The 23,016-nt window shown below is 67.7% G+C and carries 20 protein-coding genes and 1 pseudogene; 6 read left to right on the top strand and 15 right to left on the bottom strand.

The genetic code is table 11. From position 1 onward, the window contains the following. The first annotated feature begins 16 nt into the window (after positions 1-16). Positions 17-613: a TetR/AcrR family transcriptional regulator gene (locus G6N23_RS19100; protein ID WP_085260624.1), complete on the top strand. Its 597-nt coding sequence runs from the start codon at positions 17-19 to the stop codon at positions 611-613. A gap of 1 nt (position 614) precedes the next feature. Here the strand turns inward: G6N23_RS19100 and G6N23_RS19095 are convergent, their stop codons facing one another. Both G6N23_RS19095 and G6N23_RS19090 read right to left on the bottom strand, forming a co-directional pair. Continuing rightward, a complete protein-coding gene (locus G6N23_RS19095; protein WP_085260625.1) occupies positions 615-1,457 on the bottom strand; it encodes a MaoC/PaaZ C-terminal domain-containing protein in 843 nt (280 codons plus the stop codon). 5 nt (positions 1,458-1,462) lie between these two features. After that, positions 1,463-2,836, bottom strand: a complete 1,374-nt coding sequence (locus tag G6N23_RS19090; RefSeq protein WP_085260626.1) for a 3-oxoacyl-ACP reductase — start codon at positions 2,834-2,836, stop codon at positions 1,463-1,465. A 138-nt stretch (positions 2,837-2,974) separates the two neighbouring features. On the opposite strand from G6N23_RS19090, the gene G6N23_RS19085 reads away from it, so the two are divergent. Further along, entirely contained in the window at positions 2,975-4,309 is a 1,335-nt protein-coding gene (locus tag G6N23_RS19085; RefSeq protein WP_085260887.1) for an acetyl-CoA C-acetyltransferase, read from the top strand. Between the two features lie 170 nt (positions 4,310-4,479). Here the strand turns inward: G6N23_RS19085 and G6N23_RS19080 are convergent, their stop codons facing one another. From G6N23_RS19080 to G6N23_RS19070, 3 genes are all read right to left on the bottom strand, one after another. Next, on the bottom strand, positions 4,480-5,193 hold the full coding sequence (locus tag G6N23_RS19080) for a DJ-1/PfpI family protein (protein WP_085260627.1): 714 nt from the start codon (positions 5,191-5,193) through the stop codon (positions 4,480-4,482). 18 nt (positions 5,194-5,211) lie between these two features. Continuing rightward, positions 5,212-6,180 carry a GlxA family transcriptional regulator gene (locus tag G6N23_RS19075; protein WP_085260628.1) on the bottom strand — a complete coding sequence of 323 codons (969 nt, stop codon included), beginning with the start codon at positions 6,178-6,180 and terminating at the stop codon, positions 5,212-5,214. A gap of 217 nt (positions 6,181-6,397) precedes the next feature. Beyond that, positions 6,398-8,233, bottom strand: coding sequence for an acyl-CoA dehydrogenase (locus tag G6N23_RS19070; RefSeq protein WP_085260629.1), 1,836 nt, complete (start codon positions 8,231-8,233; stop codon positions 6,398-6,400). Between the two features lie 260 nt (positions 8,234-8,493). On the opposite strand from G6N23_RS19070, the gene G6N23_RS19065 reads away from it, so the two are divergent. Together G6N23_RS19065 and G6N23_RS19060 are read left to right on the top strand one after the other, a co-directional pair. Continuing rightward, on the top strand, positions 8,494-8,979 hold the full coding sequence (locus G6N23_RS19065) for a flavin reductase family protein (RefSeq protein WP_085260888.1): 486 nt from the start codon (positions 8,494-8,496) through the stop codon (positions 8,977-8,979). 63 nt (positions 8,980-9,042) lie between these two features. Then, complete coding sequence (locus G6N23_RS19060; RefSeq protein ID WP_085260630.1) at positions 9,043-9,912, top strand: inositol monophosphatase family protein; 870 nt, start codon at positions 9,043-9,045, stop codon at positions 9,910-9,912. A 43-nt stretch (positions 9,913-9,955) separates the two neighbouring features. Here G6N23_RS19060 and G6N23_RS19055 read toward each other — a convergent pair whose 3' ends face one another. The 5 genes from G6N23_RS19055 to G6N23_RS19035 all read right to left on the bottom strand — a co-directional run bounded on the left by G6N23_RS19055 (position 9,956) and on the right by G6N23_RS19035 (position 14,493). Continuing rightward, complete coding sequence (locus G6N23_RS19055) at positions 9,956-10,711, bottom strand: succinate dehydrogenase/fumarate reductase iron-sulfur subunit (RefSeq protein WP_085260631.1); 756 nt, start codon at positions 10,709-10,711, stop codon at positions 9,956-9,958. Continuing rightward, positions 10,711-12,627: a fumarate reductase/succinate dehydrogenase flavoprotein subunit gene (locus G6N23_RS19050; protein ID WP_085260632.1), complete on the bottom strand. Its 1,917-nt coding sequence runs from the start codon at positions 12,625-12,627 to the stop codon at positions 10,711-10,713. Before G6N23_RS19050 ends, G6N23_RS19055 begins: the two co-directional genes overlap by 1 nt. A gap of 47 nt (positions 12,628-12,674) precedes the next feature. Then, complete coding sequence (locus tag G6N23_RS19045; RefSeq protein ID WP_085260633.1) at positions 12,675-13,505, bottom strand: succinate dehydrogenase subunit SdhC; 831 nt, start codon at positions 13,503-13,505, stop codon at positions 12,675-12,677. Between the two features lie 67 nt (positions 13,506-13,572). Beyond that, entirely contained in the window at positions 13,573-13,869 is a 297-nt protein-coding gene (locus G6N23_RS19040) for an Rv0250c family protein (protein ID WP_085260634.1), read from the bottom strand. 168 nt (positions 13,870-14,037) lie between these two features. Next, the gene (locus G6N23_RS19035; RefSeq protein WP_085260635.1) at positions 14,038-14,493 is read right to left on the bottom strand and encodes an Hsp20/alpha crystallin family protein; all 456 of its coding nucleotides are present in this window, start codon (positions 14,491-14,493) and stop codon (positions 14,038-14,040) included. Between the two features lie 227 nt (positions 14,494-14,720). Between G6N23_RS19035 and nirB the strand changes: the two genes are divergently transcribed. After that, a complete protein-coding gene (gene nirB / locus G6N23_RS19030) occupies positions 14,721-17,285 on the top strand; it encodes a nitrite reductase large subunit NirB (protein WP_085260636.1) in 2,565 nt (854 codons plus the stop codon). Further along, complete coding sequence (nirD, locus tag G6N23_RS19025; protein ID WP_085260637.1) at positions 17,282-17,665, top strand: nitrite reductase small subunit NirD; 384 nt, start codon at positions 17,282-17,284, stop codon at positions 17,663-17,665. The genes nirB and nirD overlap by 4 nt, the downstream gene beginning before the upstream one ends. 8 nt (positions 17,666-17,673) lie before the next feature. On the opposite strand, the gene G6N23_RS19020 is transcribed toward nirD, so the two are convergent. The 5 genes and pseudogenes from G6N23_RS19020 to G6N23_RS19000 all read right to left on the bottom strand — a co-directional run bounded on the left by G6N23_RS19020 (position 17,674) and on the right by G6N23_RS19000 (position 22,975). Continuing rightward, positions 17,674-18,801, bottom strand: a complete 1,128-nt coding sequence (locus G6N23_RS19020; protein WP_085260638.1) for a uroporphyrinogen-III synthase — start codon at positions 18,799-18,801, stop codon at positions 17,674-17,676. 27 nt (positions 18,802-18,828) lie between these two features. Next, positions 18,829-20,220 (bottom strand): nitrate/nitrite transporter, encoded by a 1,392-nt coding sequence (locus G6N23_RS19015; protein ID WP_085260639.1) that lies wholly within the window; start codon positions 20,218-20,220, stop codon positions 18,829-18,831. Between the two features lie 248 nt (positions 20,221-20,468). After that, positions 20,469-21,185, bottom strand: coding sequence for a sirohydrochlorin chelatase (locus G6N23_RS19010; protein ID WP_085260640.1), 717 nt, complete (start codon positions 21,183-21,185; stop codon positions 20,469-20,471). Continuing rightward, positions 21,182-21,481 (bottom strand): annotated as a pseudogene (locus tag G6N23_RS19005) (winged helix-turn-helix domain-containing protein); the annotation flags it as partial. The gene G6N23_RS19010 and the pseudogene G6N23_RS19005, both read right to left, overlap by 4 nt. Before the next feature lie 87 nt (positions 21,482-21,568). Further along, complete coding sequence (locus G6N23_RS19000) at positions 21,569-22,975, bottom strand: MFS transporter (protein WP_085260642.1); 1,407 nt, start codon at positions 22,973-22,975, stop codon at positions 21,569-21,571. Positions 22,976-23,016: the final 41 nt, after the last annotated feature.

Below are 23,016 nucleotides of genomic sequence, written 5' to 3'. Positions count from 1 at the left end.
CAATAGGGGAATCCCAATGAAAAATGCCACGCGGGCCGAACAGCGTGTCGCCACCCGTCGAGCCATGGTGGACGCGGCCGCCGAGTTGCTGCGGGCCGAGGGGGTCGCGGCGGTCACGACGCGCCGGGTTGCCGGCGCCGCGAAGGTCTCGCAGAGCACGGTGATGTACCACTTCCCGACCCGCGATGACCTGGTTAACGCGGCCGTCGCCCAGCTCGCCCTCGAGCTGGCCGATCAGGCTCGCGTCCATTTCGAGGAGACCACCGCAACCGCTGCGCTGGACCTGCGCGGTTTCCTCGATCTGCTCTGGCGTGAATTCACTACTCCGCAAGCACTTTCGGTAGCCCACTTATGGGCTGCGTGCTGGACGGACCCGCAGGTCGCCGAGACCGTGAAGTCGTTGGAGCAACACATCTTTCGCCTGGCCGTCACCGCCGCCGAAGCGCTGCCCGCTCCCGCCCCGGGCTTTGACGCAACCGCCTACATGGACACCGTGGTGGTGGTCATCCGTGGGCTGGTGATCTCGATCCCGGTGTGGGGACTTGACTTCATCAACGCGCATTGGGAGGTCAGCAAAGCCAACCTGCTGCGCGCCGCCGGTGTCCGGAGTTGAGCTATAGCCCCCGCACCGTGCCGGTCAGATACGGATAGCCCTTGGCGACGTTGCGCAAGGCCAGATCCCAGCCGCCTTCGACCCGGTCGACGTAGAGACCCGGGCTGGCCGGTAGCAGCATCGGCTTGCCGAATCGCACCGAGTAGTCAACGGCGTCCGGCAGTGCTCCCTCGATGTTCGCCAGAACCGCTGCCGCGGAGAACATCCCGTGAGCGATCACGGTCGGGAAGCCGAACAGCTTGGCGCCGAGTCCGCTGGTGTGGATCGGGTTGTGGTCGCCGCCGGCCGAGGCGTAGCGCCGGATCTGGCCGGGGGTGACCCGCAGTACCGCGTTCGGCGGGCCCAGCTTGGGCTGTTTGACCGGCGGCGGCTTGGGTTCGTCGGACAGGCTGGTGCGCTGCTGATGCAGAAACGTCGTCACCTGATGCCAGGCCGGATCGTTGCCGACGTTGATGTCGGTGACGATGTCGACCAGCAGGCCCTTGCGATGCTCGCGCAGGTTCTCCGCGTGCACGCTGATCCCGACGGTGTCGGTGACCGAGATCGGCCGGTGCTGGACGATCCGGTTCTCGGTGTGCACCGAACCCATTGCGGCGAAGGGGAAATCGAAGCCGGTCACCAGCGACATCACCGTCGGGAAGGTCAGCGCGAACGGGTAGGTCAGCGGTAGGTGATCGCCATAGCGCAGCCCGGTGACGGCGGCGTATTCGGCGACATGGCCGGGGTTGATGGCCAGCTCGTCGACCCGCAGGATGCGGTCGGGCAGGGTGCCGGCGCGCCGTACGAGCGGCAGCGCCCCGGCGACCGCGCGCACCATGTTCTTCCACCCACTCGGTTGGGACATGTCTGTCACGCCCCCAACATGGCCTGGCCGCAGACCCGGATCGTGTTGCCGGTCACCGCATTCGACGCCGGGCTGGCGAAGTAGCCGATCAGCTCGGCGACGTCGACGGGCTGGCCGCCCTGGAACAGCGAGTTGAGCCGTCGGCCGACCTCGCGGGTGGCCAGCGGGATCGCCGCCGTCATGTCGGTCTCGATGAATCCGGGGGCGACGGCGTTGATCGTGATGCCCTTGGGTGCCAGCACCGGCGCCAGCGCGTCGGTCAGCCCGATCATCCCGGCCTTGGTGGCCGCATAGTTCGTCTGGCCGCGGTTGCCGGCGATGCCGGCCATCGATGACAGGCCGATCACCCGGCCGCCCTCACCGATGCTGCCGCTCGACACCAAGCCCTCGGTAAGCCGTTGCGGCGCAAGCAGGTTGACCGCCAGCACCGCGTTCCATCGGGCGTCGTCCATGTTGGCCAGCAACTTGTCGCGGGTGATGCCGGCGTTGTTGACCAGCACGTCGGCCTTACCACCGTAGTGCTCCTTGAGGTGCGCGGTGATCGCCTCGACCGCGTCGTCGGCGGTGACGTCCAGGGCCAGTGCGGTGCCTCCCACCCGGGCGGCCGTTTTCTCCAGCGCTTCGGCCGCCTGCGGCACGTCGATGGCCACCACCTTGGCGCCGTCGCGGGCGAACACCTCGGCGATGGTGGCGCCGATGCCGCGCGCGGCGCCGGTGATGATCGCCACCTTCCCCTCCAGTGGGCGGTCCCAGTCGGCGGGGGCGGTGGCGTCATCGGCGCCGACGTAGAACACCTGACCGTCGACATAGGCCGAGCGGGCCGACAGGATGAAGCGCATCGTCGATTCCAGGCCGGTGGCTCCGGGCTTGGCGTCCGGCGACAGGTACACCAGTTGCGCGGTGGCGCCGCGCTGCAACTCCTTGGCCAGCGAGCGGGTGAAGCCCTCCAGCGCGCGCTGGGCGATCCGCTCGTCGACGCTGCCGGTCTGATCCGGGGTGGTGCCGACCACCACGAGGCGGCCGCAGCGCCCCACGTTGCGTAGCAGGGGGGTGAAGAACTCGTGCAGCCCGGTCAGCCCGGCCGGCGAGGTGATGCCGGTGGCGTCGAAGACCAGACCGCCGAACGAGTCGGCCCACCGACCGCCGAGGTTGTCGCCGACCAGCTCGTAGTCGCCGGCGAGCGCGGCGCGCAGCGGCTCGGCCACCCGGCCTTCGCCGCCGATCAGCAGTGGTCCGGCCAGCGGCGGCTCGCCGACCCGGTAGCGGCGCAGCGGCTCGGCCTGCGGAACGCCGAGTTGCTTGGACAGGAACGATCCGGGGCCGGAGTTCATGATCTGGGACAACAGGTCCGAGGGAAGCTTGGGGGCCTTAGGGGGCATCGTGCTGCCTTCCGTGTGGGGACGTGTGCCTGGTGCAGGCGACGGTGTCGACAACGAACTTACTCCAGAGTAAGAATACTGGGTAGTATCGGTTCAACCGCCCCGGCGATGCGGGGCGCCCCAGTAGACGGAGTGATCGTGGCATCTGGATCAGCTGCTAAGCCCACACCCGCCGACACCGGCGCGCGACGTCGCGTCGCCGTCCTCGGTGGCAATCGCATCCCCTTCGCGCGTTCCGACGGCGCCTACGCCAGCGCGTCCAACCAGGACATGTTCACCGCGGCGCTCGGCGGCCTGGTCGACCGGTTCGGCCTGGCCGGCGAGAAGCTGGACGCGGTGATCGGCGGCGCGGTGCTCAAGCACAGCCGTGACTTCAACCTGATTCGCGAGTGCGTGCTGGGCTCGGCGTTGTCGCCCTACACACCCGCGTTCGACCTGCAGCAGGCCTGCGGCACCGGGCTGCAGGCGGCGATCTGCGCCGCCGACGGCATCGCCGCCGGCCGCTACGAGGTCGCGGCCGCCGGCGGGGTGGACACCACCTCGGATGCGCCCCTGGAGGTCGGCAACGAGCTGCGCCGCACGCTGCTGGCATTGCGCCGGTCCAAGTCGAACTTGCAGCGCCTCAAGCTGGTCGGCAAGCTGCCCGCCGCCCTGGGAGTGGAGATCCCGGCCAACAAGGAAGCGCGGACCGGCCTGTCGATGGGCGAGCACCAGGCCGTCACCACCAAGCAGATGGGAATCAAGCGGGTCGACCAGGACGAGCTGGCCGCCGCCAGCCATCGCAACATGGCCGCCGCCTACGACCGCGGTTTCTTCGATGATCTGGTCACACCGTTCCAGGGGCTCTACCGCGACAACAACCTGCGGCCCGAGTCGAGCCCGGAGAAGCTGGCAACGCTCAAGCCGGTATTCGGCGCGAAGGCCGGCGACGCCACGATGACGGCGGGCAACTCCACGCCGCTGACCGACGGCGCGTCGGTGGCGCTACTGGCCAGCGAGGAGTGGGCGGCCGCACACCAGCGAACCCCGCTGGCCTACTTCGTCGACTCCGAGACCGCCGCCGTGGACTACGTCAACGGACCCGACGGGCTGCTGATGGCCCCGACCTACGCGGTGCCGCGGCTGCTGGCCCGCAACGGGCTGACCCTGCAGGACTTCGACTTCTACGAGATCCACGAGGCGTTCGCGTCCACGGTCCTGTGCCACCTGGCGGCGTGGGAGTCCGAGGAGTACTGCAAGGAGCGGCTGGGCCTGGACGCGGCGTTGGGCGCGATCGACCGGTCCAAGCTCAACGTCAACGGCTCGTCGCTGGCCGCCGGACACCCGTTCGCGGCCACCGGCGGGCGGATCGTGGCCCAGGCGGCCAAGCAGATCGCCGAGGCCAAGGCCGCCAAGAAGAACAAGCCGGTGCGGGCGCTGATCTCGATCTGCGCGGCCGGGGGTCAAGGCGTGGCCGCCATCCTGGAGGGATAGCGGGTCGGCGCCGAAGACGACGTTTGTGTTGCGTCAGCGCGGGGTAGTCGACAAGACGGTTTGCTCCGCGGGGTCGTCTGCCCCCAGCGGCACCGCGGAGCAACCCGGGCTTGGCCCGCCGCTGGACTGAGGGGATCCAGCGGCGGCCAGCTTCTGTCCGATGACTGCCGCTAACCGCGCCGGGCTCGGGCAGTCCCGATCGCCCGGTCCCACAACAGCAGCGCGGAGGCCTTCAGCTGCGCCGGTTTGGCCAGATCCTTGGCCATCAGCGTGGCAGCGGCCGCCTTGGTCTTCGCCGACGCCTTGGACATGTGCCCGGAGTCGAACGGTGGCTGTGGATCGTATTCCATCGACAACTGGATGACCTTCGCCCGGTCCTCGCCACCGATCCGCCCGGCCAGCCACAACCCGAGGTCGATCCCGGCCGAGACTCCCGCACAGGTGACGATGTCGCCGGAGTGCACGATGCGTTCGTCACCGACCGGGGTGACGCCGAAAGCCCTGAGCGCGGGAAGCGCCATCCAGTGCGAGGTGGCGCGTTTGCCGGCCAGCAGCCCGGCGGCGGCCAGGATGATCGACCCCGAGCACACCGACGCCGTCCAGGTGGCCGTCGGGTGCGTTCGTCGCACCCAGTCCAGCAGCCCCTCGTCACGGGCGTGTTCGGTAGTCGTCATGCCGCCGGGTATCAAAACGACGTCGGGGGAGGGTGTTTCGTCGAAGGAGTGGGTGGCCCCGACGACGAGCACGCCGGAATCGGCGGTGATCGGTCCGGGCTCGTGCCAGACGAATCGCACCTGCGTGTCCGGCAGCCAGCGCAGCACCTCATAGGGGCCGATGAAATCCAGGGCGGTGAAGCCGGGATACAGCACGATCGCGATCTGCATGAGTTTTCCCTTCCGGTGTCAGGCGAATGTTTTGCGGTAGTGATCGGGGGAGACGCCGAGCCGGCGGATGAAGGTGCGGCGCAACGTCTCTGCGGTGCCGAAGCCGCAGCGTCCGGCGATCGCCACGACGGTGTCATCGGTTTCCTCGAGCTGCCGGCGCGCAGCCTCGGTCCGCACCCGCTCCACGTAGGCGCCGGGAGCCAGCCCGACCTCGTCGGTGAAGACCCGGGTGAAATGCCGTGGACTCATGGCAGCACGGGCCGCCAGGTCGGAGATTCGATGCGGGCCGGCGGGTGCGGACTCGATCAGTTCCTGCACGTCGCGGATCGGCCGGCGACGGGCCCGGGGCAGCCAGACCGGGGCGGCGAACTGGGTCTGCCCGCCCGGCCGGCGCAGGTACAGCACCAGCCAGCGGGCCACCGTCTGGGCCAGCTCGATGCCGTGATCCTCTTCGACCAGTGCCAGCGCCAGGTCGATCCCGGACGTGACACCCGCTGCGGTCCACACCGATTCCGAGCTGCGTAGAAAGATCGGTTCCGGGTCGACGTCGATCGCCGGGAACTCGTGCGCCAGTGCGTCGGCGAATGCCCAGTGGGTGGTGGCGCGACAGCCGTCGAGCAGTCCGGCCGATGCGGCCAGGAAGGCCCCGGTGCACACGCTGATCACCCGGCGGGCGTGTGCCGCGGCGGTGCGGATCCACGCCAGGGTTGCCGGGTCGGCACGGGCCGCGTCGACCCCGATACCGCCGGGCAACACGACCGCGTCGACGGCTTCGGTGGGGTCGGGCAGGGCGGTGGTCGCCAGCATCGGGCCGCTGCTGGTGGCGATCGGCCGGCCGTCGGTGCTCGCCACGGTGATCTGGTAGCCGTCGTCGCCGCGGCCCGCACCGAGCAGCGCCAGCGAGGCCCCGGCGAATACCTCCGCGGGCCCGAAGACGTCCAGCGACTGGATGCCCGGATAGCCGAGGATGACGACCTTGCGTGTCACGCCATTAGTGTCGGTCGGCCGGCCCCGTGGCGTCTACGCCATGTATCCCACAAATCAGGACACGCGCCCTTGTGGCGCGAGCAGACGCAGAATCGCACTATCCGGCACGGGATAGTGCGATTCTGCGTCTGCTCGCCGGGTGTCACCAGCCCGGGAATGCAACAGGCCCCCAGGGGATCGCCCCGGAGGCCTGCGCGGTCTGTGTTGTGGTGAGGACTCAGAACGCCGCTTCGTCGAGCTCCATGATCTCGTTGTCGATGGCGTCGAGCACCGAGCGGGTGCTGGTCAGCAGCGGCAGGAAGTTCTTGGTGAAGAACGATGCCACCGCGATCTTGCCCTCGTAGAAGGCCCGGTCGGCGCCCTGCGTGCCGGCGTCGAGCTTCTCCACGGCCACCGCGGCCTGACGGGCCAGCAACCAACCGATCATCAGGTCGCCGACGCTCATCAGGAAGCGCACCGAACCCAGACCCACCTTGTAGATGCTGGAGATGTCCTCCTGCGCGGCCATCAGGTAGCCGGTCAGCGTCGCCGCCATGCCCTGCACGTCGGCCAGCGCGGTGGCCAGCAGCTCCCGCTCCGCCTTCAACCGGCCGTTGCCGGACTCGTTGGCGATGAACGCCTCGATCTCGCCCGCGACGTGTGCCAGCGCCTGGCCCTTGTCCCGGATGATCTTGCGGAAGAAGAAGTCCTGCGCCTGGATCGCGGTGGTGCCCTCATAGAGCGAGTCGATCTTGGCGTCGCGGATGTACTGCTCGATCGGGTAGTCCTGCAGGAAGCCGGAACCGCCCAGGGTCTGCAGGCTCTCGGTGAGCTTGGCGTAGGCCTGCTCGGAGCCGACACCCTTGACGATCGGCAGCATCAGGTCGTTGACCTTGACCGCCAGCTCGGCGTCCACCCCGTGCAGGGCCTTGGCCACCGCGGCGTCCTGGTAGCTGGCGGTGTAGATGTACAGCGCCCGCAGGCCCTCGGCGTAGGCCTTCTGGGTCATCAGCGACCGGCGGACGTCGGGATGGTGGGTGATGGTCACCCGGGGCGCGGCCTTGTCGGTCATCTGGGTCAGGTCGGCGCCCTGCACCCGCTCCTTGGCGTACTCCAGCGCGTTGAGGTAGCCGGTGGACAGGGTGGCGATGGCCTTGGTGCCCACCATCATCCGGGCCTGCTCGATCACGTCGAACATCTGCGCGATGCCGTTGTGCACCTCGCCGACCAGCCAGCCCTTGGCCGGCACGCCGTGCTGACCGAAGGTGAGCTCACAGGTGGCCGAGACCTTCAGGCCCATCTTGTGCTCGACGTTGGTGACGAACACCCCGTTGCGCTCACCGAGCTCACCGGTCTCGAAGTCGAACAGGAACTTCGGCACGAAGAACAGCGACAAGCCCTTGGTGCCCGGCTTGGCGCCCTCGGGGCGGGCCAGCACCAGGTGGAAGATGTTCTCGAACAGGTCGTCGGAGTCAGCAGAGGTGATGAACCGCTTCACACCGTCGATGTGCCAGGAGCCGTCGTCCTGCTGGACGGCCTTGGTCCGGCCGGCGCCCACGTCCGAGCCGGCGTCCGGCTCGGTGAGCACCATGGTCGAGCCCCAGCCGCGTTCGGCGGCGATCACGGCCCACTTCTTCTGCTCTTCGGTGGCGACGTGGAAGAAGATGTTGGCGAAGCCGGCGCCGCCGGCATACATCCAGACCGCCGGGTTGGCGCCGAGGATGTGCTCGTGCAGCGCCCACATCAGCGCCTTGGGCATCGCCATCCCGCCGAGCTCGTCGGCGATGCCGACCTTGTCCCAGCCGGCCTCCAGGGTGGCGCGCACCGACTTCTTGAAGGATTCGGGAAGGGTCACGGTGTGCGTGGCAGGGTCGAACACCGGCGGGTTGCGGTCGCCCTCGACGAATGAGTCAGCAATCGGCCCCTCGGCCAGCCGAACCATCTCGCCGAGCATCTCCTGAGCGGTGTCGACGTCCAGATCGGCGTACTCGCCCTGGCCGAAGACCTGGTCTAGCCCGAATACCTCAAACAGGTTGAAGACCTGGTCACGGACATTGCTCTTGTAGTGGCTCACTACTTCCTCCTCATGGAATGCCACCTGCGGTTGGGTACTCAGGCTTAAGTTACCCACCAGTAACGTGCCCTGAAATATACCTCCTGAAACGTGTAGTGCAAGCCAGTGTGAGCTACATGTCATAAGCTAATTAACCAACCAGTTGGTCTCATGCAGGTCGGGGATGGTTTACGGCCGATTCAGCCGAGGCCCCGACTCGGCGGGTAGGGTTCATCAGCGACCGATCCGACGAGGTGAACGAGTTCCCGGTGAATGCCCACGTGAGTTCCGCGAGCAATCTGAGCCCATCGTCGCTGCGGGAGGCGTTCGGGCATTTCCCGTCCGGCGTGGTGGCCGTCGCGGCCGAGGTGGACGGCGTGCGGGTCGGGTTGGCGGCCAGCACCTTCGTGCCGGTCTCGCTGGAGCCCCCGCTGGTGGCGTTCTGCGTGCAGAACACCTCGACGACGTGGCCGAAGCTCAAGGACTCGCCCCGGCTGGGCATCAGCGTGCTCGGCGAGGCTCATGACATCGCCGCCCGCACCCTGGCCGCCAAGACCGGCGACCGGTTCGCCGGGCTGGAGACGGTGACCAACGAAGGCGCGGTGTTCATCAAGGGCACCGGAGTGTGGCTGGCCAGCGCGGTTGAGCAGTTGGTGCCCGCCGGCGATCACACCATTGTGGTGCTGCGGGTCTGCGAGGTGACGGTTGATCCTGAGGTCGCGCCGATTGTTTTTCACCGCAGTTGTTTTCGCCGGCTCGGGGAGTAGCCCGGCGTCGGTGCCGCTGCGCCGGAGATGCGACAGCCGCCGCGCGTGTGTTGCGATGGGCAGATGGCGACTCTCAGTAGTGAACCCGGGCGGTTGCGGTCCACGGCCGAGACGCTGGTGGCCGAGGCGGCGGAATTCGTCCGGCGTCGCCGCGCCGAGGTGTTCGGCGCGGACCCGGCCGACGCGGCCCGCGACCTGGTCCAGACCAAAAGCAGCCCGACCGATCCGGTGACGGTGGTCGACACCGAGGCCGAGCGCTTGATCCGCGATCGGCTGAGGCAGCTGCGGCCCGGCGACGCCGTGCTGGGCGAGGAAGGCGGAGGCTCCGGCGACGTCTCCGGCCGGGAACCCGGCGCCGTCACCTGGGTGGTCGACCCGATCGATGGCACCGTCAACTTCATGTACGACGTGCCGGCCTACGCGGTGTCGGTGGCGGCGCAGATCGGCGGAGCGTCGGTGGCCGGCGCCGTCGCGGACGTGGTCGGTGGTCGGATCTACTCGGCCGCCCGCGGGCTGGGAGCCCAGGTCAGCGACCGGGCCGGCATCGCCGCGCTGCGCTGCACCGACGTCTCCGAGGTGTCCATGGCCCTGCTCGGGACCGGGTTCGGCTATTCGCCCCGGCGGCGCGAGGCGCAGGCGCAGTTGCTGGCGCGACTGCTGCCGCGGGTGCGCGATGTCCGTCGGATCGGGTCAGCGGCGCTGGACCTGTGCATGGTGGCCGCCGGGCGTCTCGACGTCTACTACGAACACGGGATCAAGCCGTGGGATCACGCGGCCGGGTCGTTGATTGCGGTCGAGGCGGGTGCGCGACTGGTGCTGCCCGGTCCGGAGCTGGACAGCGGTGACGTGATCATCGCCGCAGCGGACGGTATCGCCGACGAATTCATCGCGCTGCTGCGGCGTGAGGGTGGTTTGGCGCCGATTCCGCAGTAGCAACGCCGGGCGCCGGCGATCCCGGCGTGCTCGTCTATCCGGCTCAGTCGGACTTGCGGCCGAAAATCTTTCGGCCGGCCCAGGCGATCGGGTCGTATCGGTGACCGACCACCCGCTCCTTCATCGGGATGATGGCGTTGTCGGTGATCTTGATGCCTTCCGGGCACACCTCGGTGCAGCACTTGGTGATGTTGCACAACCCCAGGCCGGCGTCGTCCTGGGCGAAGTCGCGGCGGTCGGCGGTGTCCAGTGGGTGCATCTCCAACTCCGCCAGCCGGATGAACATCCGCGGCCCGGCGAACCGGGGCTTGTTCTCCTCGTGGTCGCGGATGACGTGGCAGACGTTCTGGCACAGGAAGCACTCGATGCACTTGCGGAACTCCTGGGAGCGCTCCACGTCCTTCTGCTGCATCCGGTACTCGCCGGGCTTGAGCCCTTCCGGCGGCTTGAACGCCGGCATCTCGCGGGCTTTCACGTAGTTGTAGGACACATCGGTGACCAGATCCCGAATCACCGGGAAGGTCCGCACCGGGGTGACGGTGATGGTCTGGTCCGGGGAGAACATCGACATCCGCGTCATGCACAACAGTCGCGGAAACCCGTTGATCTCGGCGGAGCACGATCCGCATTTGCCGGCCTTGCAGTTCCAGCGCACCGCCAGGTCCGGGGTCTGGGTCGCCTGCAAGCGGTGGATGACGTCGAGCACCACTTCGCCCTCGTTGACCTCGACTTCGAAGTTCTGCAGCTCGCCGCCGTCGATGTCACCGCGCCAGACCCGCAGCTGGGCGTTGTATGTCATTACGCTCTCCGTCCCGGGTGTTGGGCCAGTTCTTCGTCGGTGTAGTACTTCTCCAGCTCGTCGATCTCGAACAGCTCCAGCAGGTCCTCGCGCATCCCGGGCTGGGCCTCGGGGGTGATCGCGATATTGGGGACCGCACTGTCATCGGTGACTCGGCAGACCAACAAGGTCTTGCGCCAGCCCGAATCCATGCCCGGGTGGTCGTCGCGGGTGTGCCCGCCGCGGCTCTCGGTGCGTTGCAGCGCGGCCTTGGCCACGCACTCGCTGACCAGCAGCATGTTGCGCAGATCGACGGCCAGGTGCCAGCCCGGGTTGTATTCCCGGCCCCCGTCGACGGCGACGGCGGCGAACCGGGCCTTGAACTCCTCGATCCGGGACAGCGCCTGCTCCAGTTCGCCGGCGTTGCGGATGATGCCGACCAGATCGTTCATCGACTGTTGCAGGTCGGCGTGCAGGGTGTACGGGTTCTCCGCGGCACCGCCGCCGCGCGGCCCGTCGAAGGGCGCCAGCGCCAGATTCGCCGCGGCCTCCAGCGCCGCCGGTGCCACCACCGGCCGAGCGCCCAGACCCTGCACGTACTGCGCCGCGCCCAACCCGGCGCGACGGCCGAACACCAGCAGGTCCGACAGGGAGTTGCCGCCCAGCCGGTTGGAACCGTGCATCCCGCCGGAGCATTCGCCGGCGGCGAACAGTCCGGGCACCGCCGCCGCACCGGTGTCCGGGTCGACTTCGATGCCACCCATCACGTAGTGGCAGGTGGGGCCGACTTCCATTGCGTCCTTGGTGATGTCGACCTCGGCAAGCTGCATGAACTGGTGATACATCGAAGGCAGCCGGCGCTTGATCTCCTCCGGCGTCAGCCGGGAGGCGATGTCAAGGAACACCCCGCCGTGCGGCGAACCGCGTCCGGCCTTGACTTCGGAGTTGATGGCGCGGGCCACCTCGTCACGTGGCAGCAGGTCCGGCGTACGGCGGGCCGAGTCGTTGTCCTTGAGCCACTGATCGGCTTCTTGCTCGGTCTCGGCGTACTGGCCCTTGAACACCGGCGGGATGTAGTCGAACATGAACCGGGTTCCGTCGGAGTTCTTGAGCACCCCGCCGTCGCCGCGGACGCCTTCGGTGACCAGGATCCCCTTGACGCTGGGGGGCCACACCATCCCGGTCGGGTGGAACTGGACGAATTCCATGTTGATCAGCGTCGCGCCGGCTCGCAGTGCCAGCGCATGGCCGTCACCGGTGTACTCCCAGGAGTTGGAGGTGACCTTGAACGACTTACCGATGCCCCCGGTGGCCAGCACCACCGCCGGCGCCTCGAACAGGACGAACTTGCCGCTTTCGCGCCAGTATCCGAATGCCCCGGAGATAGCGCCGGTGTCGTCTTTGAGCAATTCGGTGATGGTGCACTCGTGGAAGATCTTGATCCGGGCCTCGTAGTCGCCGAACTCGGCGTGATCGTCCTGCTGCAGCGAGACCACCTTCTGCTGCATGGTGCGGATCAGCTCCAGGCCGGTGCGGTCGCCGACGTGCGCCAGCCGCGGGTAGGTGTGACCACCGAAGTTGCGCTGGCTGATCTTTCCGTCTTTGGTCCGGTCGAACAAGGCGCCGTAGGTCTCCAGCTCCCAGACCCGCTCCGGCGCCTCGCGGGCGTGCAACTCGGCCATGCGCCAGTTGTTGAGGAACTTGCCGCCGCGCATGGTGTCGCGGAAGTGCACCTGCCAATTGTCCTTGGAGTTGACGTTGCCCATCGACGCCGCGCAGCCGCCCTCGGCCATCACGGTGTGCGCCTTGCCGAACAACGACTTGCACACCACCGCCACGCTAAGGCCCTGCTGACGGGCTTCGATAACCGCGCGCAGGCCCGCGCCGCCGGCACCGATCACGACCACGTCGTAGGAGTGCCGTTCGACTTCAACCATGAATTCTCGCTTACCCTTCGTGTGAATACGGTTGTCGGCCTTGGGATTCAGCCGATGAACCTGAAATCAGTGATGGTGCCGCTGGCCACCAGCGCGACGTAGAGGTCGGTGAAGGCCAGCGTGGCCAGGGTGATCCAGGCGAACTGCATGTGCCGGCCGTTGAACCAGCTGATCTTCGTCCAGAACCAGTAGCGGATCGGATGTTTGGAGAAGTGGTTGAGGCGGCCGCCGAACACGTGCCGGCAGGAGTGGCAGCCACCGGTGTAGGCCCACAGCATCGCCACGTTGAGCAGCAGGACGATGTTGCCCACCCCGAATCCGAAGCCGCCCGGCCCGGTGTCGGAGTGCAGCGCCACGATCGCGTCGTAGGTGTTCAGTGTGGCCAGGGCGAAGGCTGCGTAGAAGAAGTAGCGGTGACTGTTCTGCATGATCAGCGGGAATCGCGTCTCACCGGTGTAGTGGGCGCGGGGTTCGGGCACGGCACACGCCGTCGGTGACTGCCAGTAGGCCCGGTAGTAGGCCTTGCGGTAGTAGTAGCAGGTGAGGCGGAAGCACAGCAGGAACGGCAATACCAATGCGCCCAACGGAATCCAGCGGGGGAACTCCGGCAGCCAGACGCCGAGGTGACTGGATCCGGGCACGCACGACGCACTGATGCACGGTGAGTAGAACGGTGTCAGGTAGTGGTACTGGTCAACCCAGTAGGCGCTGCCCCAGAAGGATCGCACGGTCGCGTAGAGGATGAACAGGTTCAGGCCGAGGTTCACCCGCAGCGGCGACAGCCACCAGCGGTCGGTGCGCAGGGTGCGATCCGCGATGCGTGCGCGAGTCGCCGAGAAGACGCCGGTGCCAGGACGGTTCACGGCGGGTGCGCTCATCTGTGGGGTTCCCTTCGGCTGGAGTTCGTCGGAGGGCGCCCCTATGCAAGCAGCACCCGGTGGGGTGTCAGTACCTGCCCTGGCCGCCGACGCCCTCGTCGTCGACGTCACGCCAGAATTCGCTGTCGTATTCGGTGTCGGGGATGGCGATCTTCTCCTGGGCACGTTCGGCGGCCCAGCGCTGCAGGTCGAGCTCGCCGGCGTCGGACTCCAGGAGCGCGACGTCGGTGAGGATGCGCTCGGCGTCCATCTCGATGCGGCGCATCCCGGGGATGTCGCCGAATCGGGTCTTCAGCCCCAGCACGCAGCGCCGCAGGTCGCCAATCAGGTTGTGTAGTTCGGCGAGTTCGGATGTGCCAGACACCGGTGCCTCCTCAGGTGTTACGGATCACAGTACGTTCACCCGATGCTAGTCACATCCAGAACCGGACGTGAGACAGATCACGTTGCGGCGGTGGCGCGTGCGGCACACGAAAAACCCCCACACACGCTGTGTGCGGGGGTTTTCCGGGCTCGGCGCGCCGGGTCGGGCCTACTTCGTGATGGCGATCCGTCGCGGCTCGCTGCCCGCATAGACGCCGGCCACCCGGACGCTGAGCACACCGGCGTCATAGGACGCCGTGACGGCGTCGCCGGTGACATGCGCCGGGACCCCGAACGAGCGGCGGAAGGAGCCGTAGCGCACCTCGCGCAGGGTCCGGTCGGCGTCGGCGGGGTCGGTGCCGGCGTACTCATCGCGACGTTCGCCGTGCACGACCAGTCGCCCGGCGTCGAGCTCGACGGTGACGTCCTTGTCCACGTCGATGCCGGGGAGTTCCAGGCGGATCACCGCGTCGTCACCGTCCTTGGTGATCTCGGCGGCGGGGTAGAAGCCGCTCGACGGCGTCCGCCAGTCGCTCGCGGTGGCTGGGCCGAAGAAGTCGCGTACCCACCGGTCGGTGTCGAAGGGGCGATTGAACGGACGTTGCCACAGGGTCAGAGTGCTCATCGGAGTCCATGCCTTTCTTGAGGGTGATCGCTGCGTGCCGGTCGGATGCCGGCCCGTCACTGGAAAGAACTTGAGTCGACCACGCTAAAGTTCCGCGTTCGCCGACGGTGAACAACCCCACAGTTCTACGGTCCTGGCAGGCGACCTCACAGGCCCGTGAGCACACCGTCACACGCTTGTAACGCATGGCGATACTGCGGCAATATCGGCTTTCTAATCTCATCCGCATGAGCCCGATCGAAACCCCCCGCGCCGTCCGCGACCTCGTCGTGGTCGGGCACGGAATGGTCGGCCACCGATTCGTGGAGGCTCTGCGCAGCCGGTCCGACAGTGGAAGCTGGCGGATCACCGTGCTCGCCGAGGAAGCCGAACCTGCGTACGACCGGGTCGGCCTGACCTCCTACACCGAGGGCTGGGATCGATCCAGGCTCGCGCTGCCCGGGAACGACTACGCCGGTGACGACCACGTCCGGCTGAGGCTGCGTGCCCGGGTCACCGAACTCGACTTGGCCGGCAAGTCGGTGCTCGCCGCGGACGGGCAGCGCTACGGCTACGACACCCTGGTGCTGGCGACCGGGTCCCGCGCGTTCGTCCCGCCGGTTCCCGGCCACGACCTGCCCGGTTGCCACGTCTACCGGACCCTGGACGACCTCGACGGCATCCGTGCCGACATGGAGTGCATGCTCGAAGCCGGACACACCCGCACCGGGGTGGTGATCGGCGGCGGGCTGCTCGGGCTGGAAGCCGCCAATGCCCTGCGCAACTCCGGGATACAGCCGCACATCGTGGAGATGGCGCCGCGGTTGATGCCCCAGCAGCTCGACGAGGCCGGCGGCATGCTGCTGAGCCGGATGATCTCCGAATTGGGCATCGCGGTGCACGTCGGTGTGGGCACCGAGTCGATCGAGCAACTCACCCACCAATACGGCTCGCCGACCCTGCGGGTACGACTCTCCGATGGAAACGAGATCGAGGCCGGGCTGGTGATCTTCGCGGCCGGGGTGCGCCCGCGCGACGAACTCGCCCGCGAGGCCGGCCTGGCGATCGCCGAGCGCGGGGGCGTTCTGACCGATCTGTCCTGCCGGACCAGTGATCCCGATGTGTACGCGATCGGTGAGGTGGCTGCCATCGAGGGCTGCTGCTACGGCCTGGTGGGGCCCGGTTACACCAGTGCCGAGGTGGTCGCCGACCGGCTGCTCGAGGGCGCCGCCGAATTCGGCGAGGCCGACATGTCCACCAAGCTGAAGCTGCTCGGGGTCGACGTGGCCAGCTTCGGCGACGCGATGGGGGCCACCGAGAACTCGCTGTCGGTGGTGATCAACGACCCGGTGAAGAACACCTACGCCAAGCTGGTGCTCTCCGACGACGCCAAGACGCTGCTCGGCGGCATCCTCGTCGGTGACGCCTCCTCCTACGGCGTGCTGCGCCCGATGGTCGGCGCCGAGCTGCCCGGTGATCCGCTGGACCTGATCGCCCCGGCCAGTGACGGCGGCAAGACCTCGCTGGGGATCACTGCGCTGCCCGCGACGGCGCAGATCTGCTCCTGCAACAACGTCAGCAAGGGCGACATCGTCGAGGCCATCGGGAACGGCTGCCACGACGTGCAGGCACTGAAGGACTGCACCAAGGCCGGAACCTCGTGCGGTTCCTGCATTCCGCTGCTCAAGGATCTGCTGATCGCCGAGGGGGTGGAGCAGTCCAAAGCACTCTGCGAACACTTCGATCAGTCGCGAACCGAGCTCTTCCAGATCATTCAGGTCACCGGTATCCGCACCTTCTCCGAACTGCTGGAGCGCTTCGGCTCCGGGTACGGCTGCGATATCTGCAAGCCGACCGTGGCGTCCATCCTGGCCTCGACCGGATCCGAGCACATTCTGGAGGGCGAGCAGGCCGCGCTGCAGGACTCCAATGACCACTTCCTGGCCAACATCCAGCGCAACGGCAGCTACTCGGTGGTTCCGCGGGTGCCGGGCGGCGAGATCAAACCCGAACACCTGATCCTGATCGGCCAGGTCGCCCAGGAGTTCGGTCTCTACACCAAGATCACCGGTGGGCAGCGGATCGACATGTTCGGCGCCCGGGTGGATCAGTTGCCGGCGATCTGGCGCAAGCTGGTCGACGCCGGCATGGAATCCGGTCAGGCGTACGGCAAGTCGCTTCGCACGGTGAAAAGCTGCGTGGGCAGCGACTGGTGCCGTTACGGACAGCAGGACTCGGTGAAGATGGCTGTCGACCTGGAGCTGCGCTACCGGGGTCTGCGTGCCCCGCACAAGATCAAGATGGGGGTCTCCGGCTGCGCCCGGGAGTGTGCCGAGGCGCGTGCCAAGGACGTCGGCGTGATCGCCACCGAGATCGGCTGGAATCTCTACGTCGGCGGCAACGGCGGCATGAGCCCCAAGCACGCCCAGTTGCTGGCCAGCGACCTCGACACCGAGACGGTGTTCCGCTACATCGACCGGTTCCTGATGTTCTACATCCGCACCGCGGATCGCCTGCAGCGCACCGCGCCGTGGATCGAGTCGATCGAAGGCGGCCTCGACCACGTCCGGCAGGTCGTCTGCGAGGACTCACTCGGGCTGGCCGAGGAGTTCGAGGCGGCGATGGCCCGCCACGTCGACAACTACACCGACGAATGGAAGGGCGTTCTCGACGACCCGGAGAAGCTGTCACGCTTCGTGTCGTTCGTCAACGCCCCCGACGCCGAAGACCCCACCGTCGCGTTCACCGAGCGCGATGGCCGCAAGATCCCGTTGCCCATCCCGGTTCTGCGCTCATCTGAGGAGGAATCATGATCACTGTCAACAACCTTCGGCCTAACAACATTGAGGCATGGACCACTGCCTGCCGGTACGACCAGCTGATTCCTGGCCTCGGTGTGGGTGTGCTGCTCGACAACGGCAAGCAGGCCGCGCTGTTCCGGCTCGCCGACGGCTCGGTGCATGCGGTGTGCAACGTCGACCCGTTCTTTCACGCTGCGGTGTTGTCGCGCGGGATCGTCGGGGACCGCGGTGGCCGGCTGTCGGTCATCTCGCCGCTGAAGAAGCAGGCGTTCGCGTTCGACGACGGCAGTTGCCTGGATGACCCCCGAGTCTCGGTCCGGGTGTACCCGACCCGGATCGTGGACGGCTACGTGCAGATCGGCCGGATCGGGGCAGCCCGGGCCGTGGCCTAGCCGCAGCCCTAATCCACCGCCAGCCGGTAACCGCGCTTGACCACGGTGGCGACGATGTTCTTGTCGCCCAGGGCGGTTCGGAGTCGCAGCACCGCGGTTTCCACCGCATGAGTGTTACTCCCGTTGCCCGGCAGCGCCTCCAGCAGATCATCGCGTGACACGACCTTGCCAGGGTTGTGGGCCAGCACCCGCAGGGTGGCCATTCCGGCGGGCGATATCGACCGGGTCACCCCGTCGACCATCACGCAACTGCTGCGGACCTCGATCCGGTGGCCGGCCGCGTACACGGTCTGGGTGCGCAACCGGGGCAGCTGGTCGACGATATGGCGGGCCAACGCGCCCAGGCGCATTCGCCCCGGCGACGAGGTGGGCACCCCCAGTAGCGCCAGCGGCCGCGCGGTCACCGGACCCACACACATCGCGTGCACATCCGAGCGCAGTGCCCCGAGCAGCTGATCGGTGAGGCCGAGTTCGGTGGCCCGCATCAGGGTCGCCAACACGGCCGCGGCCGATGTGAAGCTGACGGCGTCGAATTGTCGCTGGGCGATCTCGGTGGTCAGCTGGTCGAACTCACCGCCCGGCCGGGCTGCACGCCACCGGTAGACCCTGATGGGCAGCACGTCGGCTCCCCCAGAACGGAGTTGGTCCAACAGCTCGGGAATCGGGTCGCCGCCGCCGGTGGAGCCGTGCAACTGGACCGCGATTCGGCAGCCCCCGATGCCGGATTGCAATAGATAGCCCAGCATCGCGGCCGACGACTCGGATTCGGGCGACCACTCCTCGGGCAGCCCGGCTGCGCGCAGGGCGCCGACCGCCTTCGGCCCGCGTGCCACGATGCGGGCGGACCGCAGTGCCGTGATCAGATCGTCGACGAGCCCCCATCCCTCGGCGGCGGCGATCCAGCCGCGGAAGCCGATTGCGGTCGTCACAACCAGGATGTCAGGCGGTACGGCTATCAATTCCTCGGTGCGCCGGCGCAATTCGTCGTCGTCGGTCAGATCGATCATCGCGATCGCCGGCGCCGCGCAGACGGTGGCGCCGTGGCGCCGCAGCATGGTGCAGAGCTCGTCGGCGCGGCGAGCCGAGGTCACCGCAACCCGGTAGCCGCTCAGTGGTGTGTGATCTGGCCGGCTCATGAGCATCCCTCTGCGGTGGTGGATGCCTTATGCCGGAGCCAGCGCGGCCCGGACCGGTTGGACAACGAGGATCGGGCTGCGCACGTACCGCAGCCAGGTCACGCCGGCGGCGACGACATAGCCTGCCAGGAAGATCCAGAATGCCGCCGTCGCCGAGCCGCTGGACAGATATGACTGGCGCAGAGCCAGATTGATACCGACACCGCCGAACGCGCCGATGGCGCCGGCGAATCCGATCAGAGCACCCGACATGGCTCGCGCCCACTGCCGACGGTCGCTCTCGCTGAGACCCAGTGCGTGACTGCGGGCCTCGAACACCGACGGGATCATCTTGTACACCGAACCATTGCCGATCCCCGAGACGATGAACAACGCTACGAAGCCGATGACGAAGCCCACCATGGTGGAGCTGGCCGTCGGGCCGGCGCGATGGTCGTTGATGACGCTGACACCGGCGAGCAGTCCCGCGGCGGCGAACATCCCGCCGAAGGCGGCCAGGGTGACCCGGCCACCGCCGATGCGGTCGGCGATCCGGCCCCCGATGATGCGCGCCACCGATCCCAGCAGCGGCCCGAGAAAGGCGATTTGGGCAGCGTGCAGCGACGCCTGCGCGGGGCTCTGTCCGCTGCCCACGAAGCTGATCTGAAGCACCTGGCCGAACGCGAACGAGTACCCGATGAATGAGCCGAAGGTCCCGATGTAGAGCAGCGCGATGATCCAGGTGTCGGCCGCGGGCAGGATCGCGCGCATCGCGGTCAGATCGACCTTGTGGTTTTCCAGGTTGTCCATGTACAGGGCCGCGCCTATCGCGGTGATCGCGAGGAACACCAGGTAGATCGCGCAGACCCAGTGCGGCTGGCGATTGCCCACGGTGGCCAGCACCGCCAGGCCGACCAGCTGGATCAGCGGCACCCCGAGGTTGCCGCCACCGGCGTTGACCGCCAGTGCCGAGCCCTTGAGCCGGTTCGGGTAGAACGCGTTCACGTTGGTCATCGACGCGGCGAAGTTGCCGCCACCGAGACCGGTCAGGGCTGCGCACACCAGATAGGGCCACAGCGGCAGCCCCGGGTGGGCCAGCAGGACCATCATCGCCACCGTCGGGATCAACAGGACCAGCGCGGAGAAAATCGTCCAGTTGCGGCCGCCGAACTTCGCGGTGGCCATCGAATACGGGATGCGCAGCCCGCCGCCGGCCAGGGTGGCGGTGGCCGCGAGGAGGAATTTGTCCCCGCTGGAGAAGCCGTACACCGATTCGGGCATGAACAGCACCATCACCGACCAGATCGACCAGATCGAAAATCCGACGTGTTCGGCGATGGTCGACCAGATCAGGTTCCGCCGGGCGATCTTGCCGTTACCGGCCGCCCAGGCCACGGTGTCTTCGGGATCCCAATCAGTGATGACGTGTGAACGAGGCATGTGGTAACCGTAGAAATCGTTCGTTACCGCAAAGCTGCACCTGATGTCCCCCCCGTGAACTTCTGCTCACGGTCCGGTGGGGTGGATGTGAGACTCGATCGGTGTCCGCACCGTTGCAGCGGGCAAAACCGCCACGTCCGGGCCGTATTCGGGTGATTTCACACCTGCTGGCGGTGCGGGCGGCGCTCGGCTCACAGGCGGTCCGAAAACACCCACGCCGGAGTCGGCGGATGAGGAGATTCTCGCTACTACTGACCGTCGCGAAAAAGCCCTGACCGCAACGGCAGCCGGGTCTGTGCGGTGATGAATCGGTTGGCGACGATCCGGGCGAGGCCGGGATGGGTGCCCAGTGGTTCGGTCACCAGATCCGCCCCCGCCTCGTGCAGGCGCCGCTGAAACAGTCCGTCGGCCATCAGATACGAGGCGACCACCACCCGGGTCGCGCCCTGACTGCGCAAGGCCGCCACCGCGTCGGGGACGGTGGGCCCGCCGGTGGCGGCGAACGCCACTTCGACGCGCGTGCCGAGAAACCCCGACAGCATTCGCGCGGCCTGGTCCAGATCGGCGCGCGCCGTCGGATCCGACGAACCGGCCGCGGCGAGGACCACCGAGTCCCCGACCCGCCAGCCTGATTCGGCCAGTCGCGCGGCGACCACAGCGGCCACGCTCCGGTCCGGCCCCAAGGCCGGCGTCATGGTGACGTCCGGGTGTCCGCTGGCCAGCACGTGTGTGGGTACGTCGACCCCGACGTGATAGCCGCGGGCCAGGAAGGCCGGCACGACGATTGCCGGACGGCCGGTATCGGCTTCGGCGGCAAGAACCTCCGTCGGGGTGGGGCCCAGTACGTCGACGAAGGCCACCCGCACCGGCTGAGCCAGCAGCGCGCCCACCCGCTCGGCGAGTTCGCCGATCATGACGATGCCCTCGGGCCGGCGGGTGCCGTGTGCGACCAGGATGGGGATCATGCGGCCCCCGGTTGGTCGTCGACCGCAAGCCGGTATCCCCGCTTAACCACGGTGGCGACGATCTGGCTGTCGCCCAACGCGGTTCGCAGCCGAAGCACCGCGGTGTCCACCGCATGTGAGCTGTTGTCCCGTCCGGGCAGGGCCCGCAGCAACGTGTCTCGTGGCACGACGCTGCCCGGGCGGTGCGCCAGCGCCCGCAGGGTGGCCAGGCCGGCGGGAGACACCGGCTTGATCATCCCGTCCACGAAGACCCGACCGTCCTCAATCGTGATGAGGTGACCGGCCGCTTGAACGGTGCTCATGTATAAGGTTTAGCGGCAGCCGATTTCAACGGTGTTACCGACCGATTTCCAATCCGTTGCCCGGTGGGGCAGCGATTCAGCTCACACCGGCACGGTTTCGGCGTCACGCGGGGCCCGCGGGCTCGTGCCGCCCCGCACCCGCGGCGGCCGGCGAACGTACATCACCCAGGTCAAAGCCGCTGCAGCGCAATACGTCGTGAGGAAGATCCAGAAGGCCGGCGTCTCGGTGCCCGTGCTGGCATAGGCCTGCCGCAACGTCAGGTTGATGGCGACCCCGCCCAGCGCGCCGACCGCGGTGGCGAACCCGATCAATGCTCCGGAATGCGAACGCGCCCAGTGCCGGCGCTCGGCTTCGCTGCAGTCCAGCGACCGGCTGCGGGCCTCGAAGATCGAGGGGATCATCTTCAGCACCGAGCCGTTGCCCATACCGGCCAGGATGAACAGCGCCATGAATCCGGCGATGTAGAGCATGACGGTGGTGGAGGTGACCGTGCCGGGGGTGCGGTCGTCGAACGTACTTGTGAGGGCCAGTAGGGCGGCGGCCAGGATCATTCCGGCGAAGACGACGAACGTGACACGTCCGCCTCCGCGGCGATCGGCCACCCGGCCCCCGTAGATGCGCGCCAAGGCGCCCAACAGTGGCCCCAGGAAGGCGATTCGGGCGGCATACAGCGAGGCCTCCGCGGGACTGTGGCCGGTCTCCTCGAAAGTGACGTGCAGCACCTGCGCGAAGGCGAACGCGAAGCCGATGAACGACCCGAACGCGGCGCAGTACAGCATCGAGATGACCCAACTGTCGGGGACCGACAGGATCGATCGGATGCTGCCCACCTCTTTCGCACCGTGGTCGAGGTTGTCCATGCGCAGGGCTGCGCCGATGCCGACCAGGGCGAGCAGCACCAGGTAGACACCGCAGACCAGCTCGGGCTTGGTGTTGCCGACGGTGGCGAGCACCAACAGTCCGACCAGCTGGATGGCCGCCACCCCGAGGTTGCCGATACCGCCGCAGAGTCCCAGTGCGACGCCCTTGAGGCGTTGCGGGTAGAAGGCGTCGACATTGGCCAGCGACGCCGCGTAGTTGCCGCCGCCCAGCCCGGTCAGGGCCGCACACACCAGATACATCCACAGCGGCTGACCGGGGTTGACCAGCAATAACAGGGTCCCGACGGTGGGTATCAGCAGAATCAGCGATGAGGACACCGCCCAGTCGCGGCCACCGAACTTGGCGGTGGCCGCCACGTACGGTATCCGCACACACGCACCGACCAGGGTGGCGACCGCCGCGAGCAGCAGCTTGTCACCCGGTTTGATGCCGTAGACCGATTCGGGCATGAACAGCACGACCACCGACCACAGCGACCAGATGGAGAACGCGACGTGCATGGTTGCCGTGGACCAGATCAGGTTGCGTCGGGCGATGGCTTTGTTGCCGTTCTCCCAAGCCGCGCGGTCCTCTGGGTCGAATTCGCTGAGATGGGTGGGCGTCATTGAAAACTCCTCGTGCTCTGAGCCACCGTCGCGCCGGGTTG

Source organism: Mycolicibacter terrae, assembly GCF_010727125.1.
Classification (GTDB): Bacteria; Actinomycetota; Actinomycetes; order Mycobacteriales; family Mycobacteriaceae; genus Mycobacterium; species Mycobacterium terrae.
The sequence above is the reverse complement of the archived record's forward strand: the minus strand, read 5'-3'. Positions and strand labels throughout refer to the sequence as shown.

Excerpts from the sequence above, each read along its gene's own strand:
- G6N23_RS19100 (WP_085260624.1), top strand. The coding sequence starts at position 17 with ATGAAAAATGCCACGCGGGCCGAACAGCGTGTCGCCACCCGTCGAGCC.
- G6N23_RS19095 (WP_085260625.1), bottom strand. The coding sequence starts at position 1,457 with ATGTCCCAACCGAGTGGGTGGAAGAACATGGTGCGCGCGGTCGCCGGG.
- G6N23_RS19090 (WP_085260626.1), bottom strand. The coding sequence starts at position 2,836 with ATGCCCCCTAAGGCCCCCAAGCTTCCCTCGGACCTGTTGTCCCAGATC.
- G6N23_RS19080 (WP_085260627.1), bottom strand. The coding sequence starts at position 5,193 with ATGCAGATCGCGATCGTGCTGTATCCCGGCTTCACCGCCCTGGATTTC.
- G6N23_RS19060 (WP_085260630.1), top strand. The coding sequence starts at position 9,043 with ATGGCGACTCTCAGTAGTGAACCCGGGCGGTTGCGGTCCACGGCCGAG.
- G6N23_RS19055 (WP_085260631.1), bottom strand. The coding sequence starts at position 10,711 with ATGACATACAACGCCCAGCTGCGGGTCTGGCGCGGTGACATCGACGGC.
- G6N23_RS19050 (WP_085260632.1), bottom strand. The coding sequence starts at position 12,627 with ATGGTTGAAGTCGAACGGCACTCCTACGACGTGGTCGTGATCGGTGCC.
- G6N23_RS19045 (WP_085260633.1), bottom strand. The coding sequence starts at position 13,505 with ATGAGCGCACCCGCCGTGAACCGTCCTGGCACCGGCGTCTTCTCGGCG.
- G6N23_RS19035 (WP_085260635.1), bottom strand. The coding sequence starts at position 14,493 with ATGAGCACTCTGACCCTGTGGCAACGTCCGTTCAATCGCCCCTTCGAC.
- nirB (WP_085260636.1), top strand. The coding sequence starts at position 14,721 with ATGAGCCCGATCGAAACCCCCCGCGCCGTCCGCGACCTCGTCGTGGTC.
- nirD (WP_085260637.1), top strand. The coding sequence starts at position 17,282 with ATGATCACTGTCAACAACCTTCGGCCTAACAACATTGAGGCATGGACC.
- G6N23_RS19020 (WP_085260638.1), bottom strand. The coding sequence starts at position 18,801 with ATGAGCCGGCCAGATCACACACCACTGAGCGGCTACCGGGTTGCGGTG.
- G6N23_RS19015 (WP_085260639.1), bottom strand. The coding sequence starts at position 20,220 with ATGCCTCGTTCACACGTCATCACTGATTGGGATCCCGAAGACACCGTG.
- G6N23_RS19010 (WP_085260640.1), bottom strand. The coding sequence starts at position 21,185 with ATGATCCCCATCCTGGTCGCACACGGCACCCGCCGGCCCGAGGGCATC.
- G6N23_RS19000 (WP_085260642.1), bottom strand. The coding sequence starts at position 22,975 with ATGACGCCCACCCATCTCAGCGAATTCGACCCAGAGGACCGCGCGGCT.